Genomic DNA, 13,669 nt, shown 5'->3' with positions numbered 1-13,669 from the left:
GTCGCAGACTGCGCGCCGAGGAGCTTCCTTCTCGAGGCCCCCGCCCGCCCGGCACGGCGTCCGGGCGAGGGATGGCACGATGTGTGCATGAGCATGACGCGCGCCGAGGAGATCGCCAAGGTCCTGGCCGACCGCATCGTCGAGGGAAGCATCGCTCCCGGCGACCGGCTGCCGAGCGAGGGCGGCCTCGTTGAGGAGTTCGGGGCGAGCCGGAGCGTCGTCCGCGAAGCGCTGCACCGCCTGCAGTCGCGCGGCCTCGTGCGCACGCGTGTCGGCTCGGGAAGCTACGCCCTCACCCCTCCCGTCGCGACGACGGGCGACGACTGGCTGGGCGCGCACTCCGAAGCGGAGCGCGCCGAGCTCCACGCCTTCCGAATCGCCGTGGAGGTCGAGGCCGCCGCGCTCGCGGCCCGCTCCCCGTCAGCGCAGGAGATCGCCGAGATCGACGCCGCTCTCGCCGCCCTCGCGAAGGCGAGCCTGCCGAGTGAGACCGTCGACGCCGACTTCGCCTTCCACCGTGCGATCGCCGCCGCGTCCGGCAACCGCTACTTCCTGACGGCACTCGACCGGATGGGGGCGCGCGCCATCATCCTGCCGCCCGCGCGCATCTCCGATGTCGACCGCAACGCGGCCGAGGCCGCCGCCGTTCTCGCCGAGCACCGGGCTGTCGCCGACGCCATCCGCCTCGCAGACCCCGTCGCGGCCGCAGCGGCAGTGCGCACCCACCTCGCGGCATCCACGGCGCGCCGAGCCGCCCGCGGCACCAGCTCCTGACTCCTCGCTGACTACTCCGGCGTGCTGACGGGGGCCATCAGCTGCGGCCCCGTGCTCGACACCCGACCCACCTCGGGGCCGACCTCGTGCATGGTGAGCGTCGAAGCCAGCTCGACACCTGCCTGGCTGGCCTCGTCGAGCAACCCCTGCGTGCCCACCACCGACTGGTCGAGCCACGCATCCCAGAGCGCGCGCGGCAGCATGAGCGGCATGCGGTCGTGGATGCTCGCCAGCTCACCCGTCGACCCCCTCGTCAGGATCGTCGTCGTCAGCAGCCACCTGGACGGATCATCGCCGGGCTTCGTGGGGTCCGCCCACCAGGAGTACAGGCCAGCGAACGCGATGAGCTCATCGTCGTGCTCCGGGTGGATGAAGAACGGAGTCTTCGACCCGGACTTCGTGCCGTCTGCCTTCTTGCGCCACTCGTAGTAGCCGACAGCGGGCACGATCGCTCGCCGCTGCTTCACCGGCCCACGGAACGTCGGCTTCTCCAGCACCGTCTCGATGCGCGCATTGAACGCCTTCGACGAGAAGCTCGGATCCTTCGCGAACGGCGGCAGCAACCCCCATCTCGCACGCTCGACGCGGCGAACCGCAGCGCCGCCGCCCTTGGGCTCTGGCTCCACCACCACGGGGACCGGGTCGGTCGGGGGAGTGTTGAACGACGGTTCCGGCAGATCAGCGCCGAGGGCCTCGATATCGAAGAGCGCCTCGACGTGCTCGACTGCTGGGGTGACGTAGCGACCGCACATGGCCCAACGCTACGACAGCGCGGCCGACGGCGCGCGCTGCAAGCTTCGGATTCTCTGTACGCTCAGTGCATGGTCAAGCAGCGCAGCGCCCTCGACAGCATCCCCGCCTACAAGCAGGGTGCCATGCCGAGCACCAGCGACGTCGTCAAGCTCTCCTCCAACGAGAACCCGTTCCCGCCGCTCGCCTCCGTGCGCGCCGCCGTGGCCGAAGAGCTCGAGCGCATCCACCTCTACCCGTCGATGGCGGCACCGGAGCTCACCGCGCGCGTCGCGACGCTCCAGGGCGTCGAACCCGAGAACATCGTCTTCGGTGCGGGCTCCGTCGAGGTGGCCACGCAGCTCGTCCAGGCCAGCGCGGGAGAAGGCGACGAGGTCATGTTCGCCTGGCGCAGCTTCGAGGCGTACCCGATCATCGCGATCGGTGCAGGAGCAACGCCGGTGCAGGTGCCCCTCACCGCCGATGAGCGCCACGACCTCGACGCCATGGTCGACGCCATCACTGATCGCACCGCGATCATCTTCGTCTGCAACCCCAACAACCCCACGGGTGCGACTCTCACCCACGCCGAGGTCCGTGCGTTCATCACACGCGTCCCCAGCGACGTGCTCGTCGTCATCGACGAGGCCTACGAGCACTTCAACCGCGACGCCGAGACCGCCATCGGCATCGACCTCTACCGGGAGTTCCCCAACGTCGCCGTCCTGCACACCTTCTCCAAGGCCTACGGCCTCGCCGGCCTCCGCATCGGCTACGCCGTCGCCCAGGCAGACGTCGCAGCCAACCTCCGCAAGGTCTCCGTGCCCTTCGCCGTCTCCGCCCTCGCCCAGACCGCCGCCCTCGCCTCCCTCGACGCCGAAGCCGAGCTCGGCGAGCGCATCGACGACATCGTCAGCGAACGCACCTTCGTCACCGAAGAGCTCCGGGCCCAGGGCTGGAACATCGGCGAATCCCAGGCGAACTTCGTCTGGCTCAGGCTCGGCGACGACACCGAGCACATCGACGCCGCACTCACCCGATCCGGTGTGCTCGCGCGCGCCTTCCCAGGCGAAGGCATCCGCATCACCATCGGCTCGCCGGAAGCCAACCGCCGCGCGCTCGCCGCGCTCGCGGGAGTCAGACAGGAGGCGACGCGATGAGCACCTGGCGCATCCGCGATTTCCAGCCGACAGACATGGACGCGCTGCTCCGCCTCTGGGAGCAGCACCGCCGTTCTGGCACGGAACCCGTGTACGGCCTCAGCGAGGTCATCGCCTCGACCCGCAAGGACACCGCTGTCGTCGCGGTCGCGGGCGAGAAGATCGTCGGCGTCGCGGTTGCGCGTGCGGCCCACGACCAGGGCTGGATCGTGTTCTTCGGGACCGACGACGAATGGCGCCGCCGCGGAATCGGCGGGGCGCTACTCGCCTCCCTCGAGCAGCGGATGGCGCAGCACGGGCTGCAGAAGCTCACGATCCTCGTTCCTGACGAGCAGACGCAGGTGGGGGCGCTCACGAAGGCAGGGTTCGCCGACAAGCGCCACCTGCGCTATTTCGAACGGGAGATCCGCGTCAAGCAGCAGGAGATGGTGGCCCTTCGCGAGCTCGGCGGCCGCATCCTGCCCTCCGACCGCTGGGACGCGATCGGCGGCATGCAGCATGAGAAGGACGTGCTCGAGCGACGACTCGTGCTGCCGCTCAGCGACCCCGACCTCGCCGAAGAATACGGCGTCGTGCCGCCTCGCGCGATCGTGCTCTTCGGCCCTCCGGGCACGGGCAAGACGACCTTCGCGAAGGGCATCGCCTCTCGTCTCGGCTGGCCGTTCGTCGAGGTCTTCCCATCGCGCCTGTCAGCATCGCCGCGCGGTCTCGCCGGCGAGCTCCGCGAGACGTTCGAGCAGGTCGAGTCGCTCGAGCATGCCGTCGTCTTCATCGACGAGGTCGAGGAGATCGCGTCGCACCGAGGCGGGGAGCCGCCGTCGCCCACGCAGGGCGTCACCAACGAGCTCCTGAAGATCATCCCCGCCTTCCGGGAGAAGCCAGGGCGACTCCTCATCTGCGCCACCAACTTCATCCGCGCCCTCGACCAGGCGTTCCTTCGCCACGGCCGCTTCGACTACGTCATCCCGATCGGGCTGCCGGATGCCGCCGCGCGTCGCGCCATCTGGGAGCGGTACGTGCCCGAGTCGGTGAGCGACTCCGTCGACGTGCCCGCGCTTGTCGAGCAGACGAGCGGATACTCGCCCGCCGACATCGAGTTCGCCGCACGCCGTGCCTCGCAGGTCGCGCTCGAGCGTGCCGTCGCGGCCCGCAACTCCGGTGACGTGGTGCCGCTCGGCCCCACCACCGACGACTTCCTCGCCGCCATCTCCTCGACGCGCACGACCGTGTCAAGTGAGGTCGAGCGCGAGTTCGAGGAGGACATCTCGGCGATCGCCCGCGTGTAGCGGGGCGCGGCTGTCCAGCAACAGTGCAGAACGGCGTCGAACGCCGGTGTTTCGGCGCCATCGGCCGAATATTGCACCGAAGCTGGACAGCGGCCGGCCGAGGACCGCGCGTCCGAACGAAGAAGAGGGGCCGGATGCGATGCATCCGGCCCCTCTTCTGTGCAGCCGAGGCTAGGCCTTCTTGGCTGCGCTGTCTTCGTCGTCGGACGTGATGTCGAAGTCGTCGACCTCGTCATCGCCGGCCGGGTCGAGCTCTGCTTCGTCCTCGTCGAGGTCGTCGTCCTCGTCGGAATCCTCGAGCTCGCTCTCGATCTCGTCGATCCACTCGTCGAGGAGGTCCTCTGCTGCTTCGTCGTCGGAGGCGGACTGCACCTCGAGGGTGCCGTCGCCCCACAGGCGCGAGGAGACGCGGACGTCGTCGGTGTCCTCGACGGCGTCGTGTGCCTCCGACTCGAACTCGTTGGCGATCTTCGCCGCTTCGTCTTCGGATTCGGCTTCGATGACGAGCGCCGAGACGACCTCGTATTTCAAGAGCACGGCGTAGGTAGGCATGGGGCGACTCCTCGTGACTGCGAGCGCACCGCTCGCAGAATGAAGGTACTCGTGACCGAGCGCCCAGACAAGCTGAGGCCGGTGCGTCGCGGATGACACCTTGGTGAAGAGTTTCCAGCGTCCCGGCGCTCGACGTAGGCTCGCGTCATGCCACTCGATGCGCCAGCCCTCCTCGATGCGACCGCCAGTGCACGCGGCGGCGAGGCCAAGCGGTCTCCGCTCGCCGTCGCCGTCGCCCAGTACGCCCCTGGCTCGGATCTCGCGGAGAACGAGCGGCTGCTGCGCGAGAACGTCGCTCTGGCGGCGAATCGCGGAGCCCAGCTGGTCGTCGTTCCCGAGTACGCGAGCTTCTTCCTGCCGGAGCTCGGGCCAGAGCTCGTGCGGAACGCGCAGGACCTCGATGGGCCCTTCGTCTCGCTCATGCGCTCGCTTGCGGCAGAGCACGGCGTGACGATCGTCGCCGGACTCGTGGCGACGTCGGAGGACCCGCAGCGCTTCGCCAACACGCTGGTCGCCGTCGACGCCACGGGCGAGGTCGTCGCCCAGTACCGCAAGGTGCACCTCTACGACGCGTTCGGGGCCAAGGAGAGCGACTGGGTCGTGGCCGGCGACACGGCCGCGCCGCAGACGTTCGTGGTCGGCGGCGTCCGGGTCGGGTTGCAGACCTGCTACGACCTTCGGTTCCCCGAGGTCTCGAGGACCCTCGTGGATGCGGGGGCCGAGCTCATCGCGATCCCCGCGGAATGGGTGCGCGGCCCGCTGAAGGAGCATCACTGGACGACCCTGCTCGCGGCCCGCGCCATCGAGAACACGGTCTACGTCGCCGCGGCCGACCATCCAGCCCCCATCGGCGTCGGCCACAGCGCCGTCATCGACCCGAGGGGCGCGACGATCGCGGGCGGGGGCATCGAGGCGGGGCTCTCCATCGGCTGGGTGTCGCTCGAGGTGCTCGACTCGGTTCGCGAGCAGAACCCGGCGCTCGAGCTCCGGAGATACCGGGTCGTGCCGGTCGAGGCACCGCCGACGGACTGAGGCGCCGCTACCGGCTGAGCTCGCCCAGCCGGTCGAGCCTGCGCATGCCCTCCTCGAGCACCTCGTCGCTCTTGCAGAATGCGAAGCGAACCAGTGAGCGGTAATCGCCCTGGCGCTCAGGCGTGCACAGCGCGGCGACGGGGATGCCGACCACCCCGATCTCGCGAGGCAGCCGTCGGCACAGCTCGGTCGCATCCGTGTACCCGAGGCTCGCCGCGTCGGCGATCGCGAAGTAGCCGGACGCCGGCGTAGCCGTCTCCAGGCCGCGGCTGCGCAGCGCGGTCACGAGCAGGTCGCGCTTGGCGCGGAGCCGATCGCGTTCCTCGTCGAAACGACGCTCCTGAAGCCTGAGCCCCACGGCGACGGCTGGCTGGAACGGCCCGCTTCCGACGTAGCTGAGGTACTGCTTGACCGCGAGCACCGCTTCGATGAGGGCGGCGGGCCCAGCGACCCAGCCGACTTTCCAGCCGGTCACGCTGAAGGTCTTGCCTGCCGAGCCGATGCTGAGCGTGCGCGACGCCGCTCCCGGGAGGCTGGCGATGGCGACATGCGATCCGTCGAAGACGAGGTGCTCGTAGACCTCGTCGGTGACGATGATCGCGTCGTGGCGAGCGGCGAGATCCACGATGAGCTGGAGCGTCTCGCGGGGGAGAACGGCACCCGTCGGGTTGTGCGGCGTGTTGACGATGATGAGGCGGGTCCGGTCGGAGACCGCGCGCCTCAGCTCATCGTGATCTGGCCGGAACGCGGGCCACCTGAGCGGGACCGTCACGAGGCGGGCATCGGCGAGGCGAGCGAGCGCCCCGTATGCGTCGTAGTGGGGTTCGAGGACCACGATGTCCTCGCCCGGCTCGACGAGCCCGAGCACCGTCGCCGCGAGTGCCTCGGTGGCGCCGACGGTGACGAGCACCTCCCGGTCGGGGTCGAGCACAACACCGCGGAACCGCAGCTGGTGCTCGGCGATCGCCGCACGCAGATCGGCGGTCCCCCGGGCCGGTGGGTACTGATTCTCACCGCGCGCGATCGCCTCGATCGCCGCATCCAGCAGCTCCCGCGGTCCCGCGTAGTCGGGGAAGCCCTGCCCCAGATTCACCGATCCCGTGGTGCGGGCGAGCTCGCTCATCTCACCGAAGACCGTGCCCTGCAGTTCGCCACTCGGGGACAGGAGGCCGGCCCCCTGGGCCGCCCGGAGCCATGGTCCGTCTCTGCGCATGCATCCAGTCTGTCATCGCCCGGTCACGATCGAATCTCGAACCGCGACGTGCCGCCGAAACCAGAGCGATCGCTCCGTCCGCTCCCTAGACTTGCGCCACGGATGCGCCCCGACGCATCGAGAGAACGTCAGGATCCTCATGCTCGACTCATCCCCCGCTGCGGGCGCCGACGCGAACAGCGCGCAGCCCCAGTCGAGCGCTGCGCGGGCTGAGGAGCACGGTCGCCACCGGGCTGGGGCGCACCTGCATTCCATCCACGACGATGCCCCCGTGATCACCCGGCGCACCGGCCTCCTCGTCGTCGCGGGCATCGCGGTCGTCGCGGCGGTCATCGGCGGGCTGAGCGGGGCGCTCATCACGGCCAATGTGATCAACCAGCCCAACCAGGACGCCCAGCGTCTCACGCAGCCGCTCGGCTCCCCGAGCGAGCCGACCGCTCCGCTGCCGGGAGAGGCCAGCGCGGCGATCGTCGGGGCCGCCCCGAGCGTGGTCACGCTCACGGTCTCGACGCCCACCCGCACCGAGACGGGGTCTGGCGTCATCTACTCGGGCGACGGGCTGGTCATCACCAACGCCCACGTCGTGACGCTCGACGGCACGGTCTCGGATGCGCAGATCACGGCGACGACCAGCGACGGTCGGGTCTACACGACCACTCGGGTCGGCTTGGACGTGCTCGCCGACGTCGCCGTGCTGCGGCTGACCGACGCCAGCGGGCTCCAGCCCGCCTCCTTCGCCGATTCCGACCAGATCGTGGTCGGCCAGTCCACGATCGTGCTCGGGGCCCCGCTCGGGCTCGCCGGCACTGCGACGACGGGTGTGGTCTCCGCGGTCAACCGCAGCATCGAGATCGCCTCGGCCGCGGTGCCGCCGACGGTCGACGAGAACGCCGCGACCGACTCGCCCCTCAGCTCCACGACCGACCCGGGCAAGAGCATCGTCCAGCTTCCCGTCATCCAGACGGACGCCGCCATCAACCCGGGCAACTCGGGCGGTGCCATGCTGAACGCGAACGGCGAGGTCATCGGCATCAACGTGGCGATCGCGGGCACCAAGTCCGGTGGCCAGGGGCAGGCCGCCTCGAGCGGCAGCATCGGCCTGGGCTTCGCACTGCCCGCCAACTATGCCGTCCAGATCGCCGCGCAGCTCGCGGACGGGCAGACGCCGTCGCACGGCGCGCTGGGGGCGACAGTGCGCAACGCCGCGACCGTCGCGACGAGCAGCCAGAGCATCGTGGGCGCCTACGTCGACAGCGTCGTGGAGAACGGCGCCGCGTCGATCGCGGGACTCAGCAGGGGAGACATCGTCACCTACATCGGCACGGTCCCCGTGTCGAACGCCAACGACCTCATCGCGCACGTCCGCGTCTACGAGGCGGGGGAGGTGGCCACGCTCACCGTCGTCAGACAGGGCGAGGTCATCGAGGTCGAGGTGTCCCTCGACGCGGCGGCCTAGGCTGCATCGGCCTAGGACACCCCGTCGGTCTCCTTGCCCTTCCCCCTGGTGAGCGCGAGCGGTACCCGGAAGAAGCTGAACGGCCCGCGCGTCAGTGCCTTGTGCTCGTCCGCGTCGTCCGGCTTGGAGCTGGCGAACTGCGGGTGCAGCTCGATGGGGAAGCTCGCGGGCGCCACGCCGAACGCCTCGCGGGACGTGCGCACGACCTCGTTGCTGAGTATCCGGTTGCCGGCGCCCCCGATGACGGCGCCGATGCCGAACGGCACGAGCCGCCCGACCGTGCTCGCCGACTGGCGAACGACGAAGCGCTTGAGGAACATCGACTGGATGCGCCCGGACAGCTCGCCGACCATCGCCCGCGGCAGCCGCTTCGTCACGATCTCGCCCCAGAACACCTGCTTCGCCGGGCCCTTGCCGAAGGCCTGACCCGCGAACTGCTGGATGAGGTTCTTGCTGGCCTTGCCGAGCATGAGGGACTGGATGAGGGTCCGCGCGCGCACGGGGTCGGAGATGGGGAGTCCGTGGATCTCGGCGACCGCCTGACCGAAGAGGGAGGTCATCTCGAGGAAGCCAGCGGTCTCGACGCCCGTCACGGCGAGGGATGCCGCCGTGCCGACACCCGGCACCATCGCGGCGGCGCCAGCTGCGCCCCCGCTCACGGTCGTCGCGTTGAGGTACTGCTGCTCGATCTTCTTGATGAGCTCGCTCGGAGTCGCATCCGGGTACTTGCCGCGGAGGATGCGGATCTGCCGCAGCACGATCGGGCGCTGGATGGCCATGAGCCGGTCGAGCCAGATCTTGTCCTGCTCTCCCGCTGCCGAAGCCTGCTGCTCGTCGCGCGGGGGCAGCGGGGCGTAGCTCGCCGCGTCGGCACCTTCGTTGACGCGCGGAGTGCTGGAATCTGACACTGGACCTCCTCGGGATGGCACGGCCGAGCGCGGAGCGCATGGCGACGCGAGCAGTGTATGAGGACACGCCTGGGGGGAGCTTGGAGTCGCAGGAGCGGCGCGGCACGCCGGATCGTTGGTACGGTTGAGCGATGTCTTCGAAGAGCTCAGACGTCGGCGATGGCGCCGCCGACGATGTGAACGAGAGTGCTGCCAGCCCAGACGTACCGGAGGGCGACGCGAGTCGACCCCAGGCGATCATGGTCGAGGCGATCGTCGTCGACGACAGCGTGACCGCTTCATCGCTCGCAGAGGAGGAGGCCGCGGCGCAGGAGTCCGGCCTTCCGGCTGCCGTCAGGAACCCGGTTCTGGGCGCCGCGACGGCAGAGGGCCTCTCGACGATGACGCCCGTCACGCGTGTCACCGAGGCACCCGACCGTGAACTCGGCGACACCGTGCTGTCCGTCACCGGGCTCACGAAGCGCTTCGGCGCGGACGTCGCCGTCAACGACGTCACCTTCGAGGTCCGTCGTGGCTCCTTCACCGGCATCGTCGGACCGAACGGCGCCGGGAAGACGACGACCCTGTCGATGGCGACGGGGCTGCTGAAGCCGACGAGCGGCACCGTCGAGGTGCTCGGCCTCGACGTGTGGAAGAACCCGAAGGCCGCCCATCCCCACATCGGCATCCTCCCGGACCGGCTGCGTCTCTTCGACCAGCTCACGGGCGGACAGCTCCTCTACTACTCGGGTCTCCTCCGCGGCCTCTCGCCCGCGGACTCGCGGTCGCGAACCGAGTCGCTGGTGCACGCCTTCGAGCTCGAGTCGGCCGCCAACCGCCTCGTCGTCGACTACTCGGCGGGCATGACGAAGAAGATCTCGCTCGCCGCCGCGCTCATCCACTCGCCGGAGCTGCTGGTGCTCGACGAGCCGTTCGACACGATCGACCCGGTGTCGGCGGGGCAGCTCATCGACATCCTGCTCGAGTACGTGCAGCGCGGGGGAACGGTGCTGCTCTCGAGCCACAGCATGGACCTCGTGCAGCGCGTCTGCGACCACGTCGCCGTGATCGTTCGGGGCGAGCTCCTCGCTTCCGGCACGGTGAGCGAAGTGCGCGGCAGCATCACACTCGAAGAACGCTTCCGCGACCTCGTGCGCGGCACGCCACAGATGGAGGGGCTCGATTGGCTGGACATCTCCTTCAACTGAAGCTGCAGTCGATCCGCAACGGCGCTCGGCGCGACTCGCAGCATCGGGGGGCGTGGATCGGCACGCTCCTGCTGTCGATCCTCGCCGCGGTCTTCGCCGTATTCGCGGTCCTGTCGCTGCTCGATTCGGACATCGAGGCGAAACGCGAGGCGGCCATCATCGCGGGATCGCTCGTGACCATCGCGACCGGGCTCGTGAGCGTCTTCGTGACGCCGATCGCCGCGATCGACCCGCGCTCCCTCGCCGTCATGGGCTTCTCGCCCCGGCGGTCGGCATGGCTGGCGCTCGGCACGGCGTTCGTCAGCGTGCCGTCGTTCGCGATCACGATCGTCCTGCTGGCAGGGCTCCTGCTCTGGACCGGCGACTCGACTGGCCTGCTCGTCGCCATCGTCGGCGCCGCTCTGGTCCTCGCCACCCTCGTCGTGCTGTCGCGCCTCGCTGGTCTCGTCGGTGAAGACCTGCGGGCCAGACGGCTCGTGAGCGACGCCCGCGCAGCGCTTGTCCTGGTGCTCCTGCTCCTCGCGTCGCCCATCGTGTTCGTCGCGGTGTCCGTCGACTGGCAGCTGGGTGAGCACGAAGCCGTCAGCGCCGCGCTCGAAGTGCTCTCGCTCTCGCCGATCGCGGCCCCGTGGGCGGCAGCGGCGAGCGCGGCAGGCGGAGACCTGCAGCTCGCCTTCGGGCAGCTCGGCATCGGTGCGGTCACGCTCGTGGTCCTGCTCGTGCTCTGGCAGGTCGTCGCCGGCCGAGTCGCGTCCGCTGCCCTTGGCGGCGACGAGACCGAGCTCGTCGATCTCGGCGCGTTCGGGGCATTCGGCCGTTCGCCTGCGCTTGTCGTGGCGGCTCGGACGGTCACCTACTGGATGCGCGACCCGCGGTACGTCGTCGTCAACGTGTCGATCATCCTCATCCCACTGCTCGCCCTGATCCCGCTGGCGGTCGTCGGCGTCGAGCCGCGGCACCTGGCGCTGCTGCCGTTGCCGCTCCTGGCGTTCTTCATCGGGTGGACCCTCCACAACGACCTGGCCTTCGACGGCTCTGCGGTGTGGATGCACGTGACGAGCGGCATGTCCGGCCTCTCCGACCGCTTCGGTCGCGCCCTCCCGACGCTCGTCTTCGGTACGGTTGTCGTCGTTCTCGGCGCGCTTGTGACCTGGCTCATCGTGGGTGAGTGGGGCACGATCCTCGCCCTCGTCGGCCTGTCGCTCGGCCTGCTCTTCGCTGCGACGGGCTTCTCGAGCATCGGCAGCGTGCTGCACCCGTATCCGGTTGCGCGACCGGGCGACTCGCCGTTCAGCCAGCCCGTGCGGTCTTGGGGGTCCGGCGTGTTCTGGCACCCCACGACCGGCTTCATCGCGATCCTCCTCATGGGCCCGTCCGTCTACGCGGGTCTCGTCGCCCTCAACGGTGGCGAATCCTGGTGGAACTTCGTCGCCCTCGGCTGGGGCGTCGTCGTGGGGCTCATCGTTCTCATCGTGGGCTTGAACGCGGGCGCTAGGCAGTTCGAGCGCCGCTCCAGCGAGATCATGGCGTTCGCGCAGAGCGCGTAGCCATCCGGTGGGGTCCGCGGTTTGCGTTCTAAGATGATCGGCATGACGTTCTCCAGCACCCCAACGGGCCCCGGCGGGCCAGACGAGACCGGCGGCGGTACGGCGATCCTCGATCGCGAGCTCGAGAAGCTCCTCAACGAGGAGCAGACCGACGACCCGGGCGACCACGACAAGTTCTCGCACTACGTGCGCAAGGAGAAGATCCTCGAGTCGGCGGTGACAGGGAAGCCGGTGCGCGCGCTGTGCGGCAAGAAGTGGCTGCCGAACAGCAATCCCGACCGCTTTCCCGTCTGCCCGAACTGCAAGGCGGTGTACGACAAGATGAAGGGCTGAGCCGCGCATCGATCGGATGCACGAGGCTCACCCGCACGCGCGACGGCCGCGAACCCGAGATGGGTTCGCGGCCGTTGTGCTGTTCGGGCGTGAGGCGCCAGGGGTGTGTCAGACCCAGACGGTCTCGCGGCCGTCCTGCTCGACGAAGACCGTCGGCAGTGCGGCCTCGCCCGCGTGGAGGCGGAGCGCGCCGATCGGCAGCTCTTCGATGGCGGTGCGGTGGTGCTCTCGGGCGCTCTGCACGCCCGCCTGGCCCGTGTACTCCTCGTTGATGACACCGTCGACGACGAGGTCGACGAGCAGCGAGCGGTCGCTCTTGTCGGAGACCGGGGGAGCACCGATGCCGACGACCTCGGCCTCGGCGATCCCGTGCTCGTCGCGGCGGCGGACGGGGAACTTCTCGCCGCCCACGCTGACTTTGCCCGTGGAACGCTTGGCGACCGACACCCATTCGCCGTCTTCGCCGCGGCGGGCGACGAGCTTGTAGACCATGCCGGAGGCGACGGATCCCGATCCCGTGACGACGCTCGTGCCGACGCCGAACGAGTCGACGGGGCTCGCACCGAGCCCGGCGATGGCGAACTCGTCGAGGTCGTTCGTGACCGTGATGCTGGTCGCGGTGTTGCCGAGCTCGTCGAGCTGCGCGCGCACCTCCGCGACGAGCGTCGGCAGGTCGCCGGAGTCGAGGCGCACGCCGCCCAGTTCTCGGCCGGCGACCTCGACCGCGAGGCGCACGCCCTCGCGAACGTCGTACGTGTCGACGAGGAGCGTCGTGCCGGCGCCGAGGGTGGCGACCTGCGAGGCGAACGCCTCGCGCTCGGAGTCGTGCAGCAGGGTGAACGAGTGCGCTGCGGTTCCCATCGTCGGCACCCCCCAGCTGCGTCCGGCTTCCAGGTTGCTCGTGGCCTTGAAGCCTGCGATGTAGGCGGCGCGGGCTGCTGCGACAGCTGAGCGCTCGCCGGTGCGGCGCGAGCCCATCTCGGCGAGCGGACGGCCTCGGGCGACGGAGACCATACGTGCGGCGGCGGAGGCGACCGCGCAGTCGTAGTTGTAGATGCTCAGCAGGAGCGTCTCGAGGATGACGCCCTCGGCGAAGCTCGAGCGAACCTCGAGGATGGGGGAGCCGGGGAAGTAGATCTCGCCCTCGCGGTAGCCGCGGATGGTGCCAGAGAAGCGGTAGTCCGCGAGCCAGTCGAGGGTCTTGGGGGAGACGATCGAGTGCTCGCGGAGGTGCGCCAGCTCGGCGTCCCCGAAGCGGAAGTCGCGCAGCAGTTCGAGCGCGCGCCCGACCCCCGCCACGACTCCGTAGCGGCGCCCGCTCGGCAGGCGCCTCCCGAAGAGCTCGAAGACGCTGTCACGATCGGCGGTGCCGGCGTGAACCGCGGCATCGATCATCGTGAACTCGTACTGGTCGGTGAGGAAGCCGGTAGACGGCCGTTCGGAAGTCACCGCCCCAGCCTAGGCGCAGCCGCGGGGCGCGCAAGGGTGCTCG

13 protein-coding genes are annotated in these 13,669 nt (G+C 69.8%); 8 read left to right on the top strand and 5 right to left on the bottom strand.

The annotated features are described in order from the left end of the window. Positions 1–87: 87 nt before the first annotated feature. Positions 88–774 (top strand): FadR/GntR family transcriptional regulator, encoded by a 687-nt coding sequence (locus ITJ67_RS16770; RefSeq protein ID WP_160072288.1) that lies wholly within the window; start codon positions 88–90, stop codon positions 772–774. A gap of 11 nt (positions 775–785) precedes the next feature. Here the strand turns inward: ITJ67_RS16770 and ITJ67_RS16765 are convergent, their stop codons facing one another. Further along, positions 786–1,526 (bottom strand): SOS response-associated peptidase, encoded by a 741-nt coding sequence (locus tag ITJ67_RS16765; protein ID WP_194678396.1) that lies wholly within the window; start codon positions 1,524–1,526, stop codon positions 786–788. 69 nt (positions 1,527–1,595) lie between these two features. On the opposite strand from ITJ67_RS16765, the gene hisC reads away from it, so the two are divergent. Together hisC and ITJ67_RS16755 are read left to right on the top strand one after the other, a co-directional pair. Beyond that, complete coding sequence (hisC, locus tag ITJ67_RS16760) at positions 1,596–2,663, top strand: histidinol-phosphate transaminase (RefSeq protein ID WP_194678395.1); 1,068 nt, start codon at positions 1,596–1,598, stop codon at positions 2,661–2,663. After that, positions 2,660–3,949 carry an ATP-binding protein gene (locus ITJ67_RS16755; RefSeq protein WP_104298578.1) on the top strand — a complete coding sequence of 430 codons (1,290 nt, stop codon included), beginning with the start codon at positions 2,660–2,662 and terminating at the stop codon, positions 3,947–3,949. The genes hisC and ITJ67_RS16755 overlap by 4 nt, the downstream gene beginning before the upstream one ends. 171 nt (positions 3,950–4,120) lie before the next feature. On the opposite strand, the gene ITJ67_RS16750 is transcribed toward ITJ67_RS16755, so the two are convergent. Further along, on the bottom strand, positions 4,121–4,501 hold the full coding sequence (locus tag ITJ67_RS16750; RefSeq protein WP_160072282.1) for a hypothetical protein: 381 nt from the start codon (positions 4,499–4,501) through the stop codon (positions 4,121–4,123). A 147-nt stretch (positions 4,502–4,648) separates the two neighbouring features. On the opposite strand from ITJ67_RS16750, the gene ITJ67_RS16745 reads away from it, so the two are divergent. Then, positions 4,649–5,533: a carbon-nitrogen hydrolase family protein gene (locus ITJ67_RS16745; RefSeq protein WP_194678394.1), complete on the top strand. Its 885-nt coding sequence runs from the start codon at positions 4,649–4,651 to the stop codon at positions 5,531–5,533. A 7-nt stretch (positions 5,534–5,540) separates the two neighbouring features. Here the strand turns inward: ITJ67_RS16745 and ITJ67_RS16740 are convergent, their stop codons facing one another. Then, the gene (locus ITJ67_RS16740; protein ID WP_194678393.1) at positions 5,541–6,746 is read right to left on the bottom strand and encodes an aminotransferase class I/II-fold pyridoxal phosphate-dependent enzyme; all 1,206 of its coding nucleotides are present in this window, start codon (positions 6,744–6,746) and stop codon (positions 5,541–5,543) included. Positions 6,747–6,885: 139 nt separating this feature from the next. Here ITJ67_RS16740 and ITJ67_RS16735 point away from each other — a divergent pair, with 139 nt between their 5' ends. Beyond that, positions 6,886–8,202: a S1C family serine protease gene (locus ITJ67_RS16735; RefSeq protein WP_160072276.1), complete on the top strand. Its 1,317-nt coding sequence runs from the start codon at positions 6,886–6,888 to the stop codon at positions 8,200–8,202. An 11-nt stretch (positions 8,203–8,213) separates the two neighbouring features. On the opposite strand, the gene ITJ67_RS16730 is transcribed toward ITJ67_RS16735, so the two are convergent. After that, on the bottom strand, positions 8,214–9,110 hold the full coding sequence (locus ITJ67_RS16730; protein ID WP_194678392.1) for a hypothetical protein: 897 nt from the start codon (positions 9,108–9,110) through the stop codon (positions 8,214–8,216). 131 nt (positions 9,111–9,241) lie between these two features. Between ITJ67_RS16730 and ITJ67_RS16725 the strand changes: the two genes are divergently transcribed. From ITJ67_RS16725 to ITJ67_RS16715, 3 genes are read left to right on the top strand one after another with little or no spacing between them, the layout of a single operon-like run. Further along, positions 9,242–10,297 carry an ABC transporter ATP-binding protein gene (locus ITJ67_RS16725; RefSeq protein WP_308471704.1) on the top strand — a complete coding sequence of 352 codons (1,056 nt, stop codon included), beginning with the start codon at positions 9,242–9,244 and terminating at the stop codon, positions 10,295–10,297. After that, complete coding sequence (locus tag ITJ67_RS16720) at positions 10,273–11,844, top strand: hypothetical protein (RefSeq protein WP_194678391.1); 1,572 nt, start codon at positions 10,273–10,275, stop codon at positions 11,842–11,844. The genes ITJ67_RS16725 and ITJ67_RS16720 overlap by 25 nt, the downstream gene beginning before the upstream one ends. Positions 11,845–11,886: 42 nt before the next feature. Further along, on the top strand, positions 11,887–12,177 hold the full coding sequence (locus ITJ67_RS16715) for a DUF3039 domain-containing protein (protein ID WP_104253865.1): 291 nt from the start codon (positions 11,887–11,889) through the stop codon (positions 12,175–12,177). Positions 12,178–12,285: 108 nt separating this feature from the next. On the opposite strand, the gene ITJ67_RS16710 is transcribed toward ITJ67_RS16715, so the two are convergent. Then, the gene (locus tag ITJ67_RS16710) at positions 12,286–13,626 is read right to left on the bottom strand and encodes a nicotinate phosphoribosyltransferase (protein WP_194678390.1); all 1,341 of its coding nucleotides are present in this window, start codon (positions 13,624–13,626) and stop codon (positions 12,286–12,288) included. Positions 13,627–13,669: the final 43 nt, after the last annotated feature.

The sequence above is a fragment of the Pseudoclavibacter sp. VKM Ac-2867 genome (assembly GCF_015351275.1).
Lineage (GTDB): Bacteria > Actinomycetota > Actinomycetes > Actinomycetales > Microbacteriaceae > Pseudoclavibacter.
Note: the sequence above shows the minus strand (reverse complement) of the source record. Positions and strands in the feature narration are given on the sequence as shown.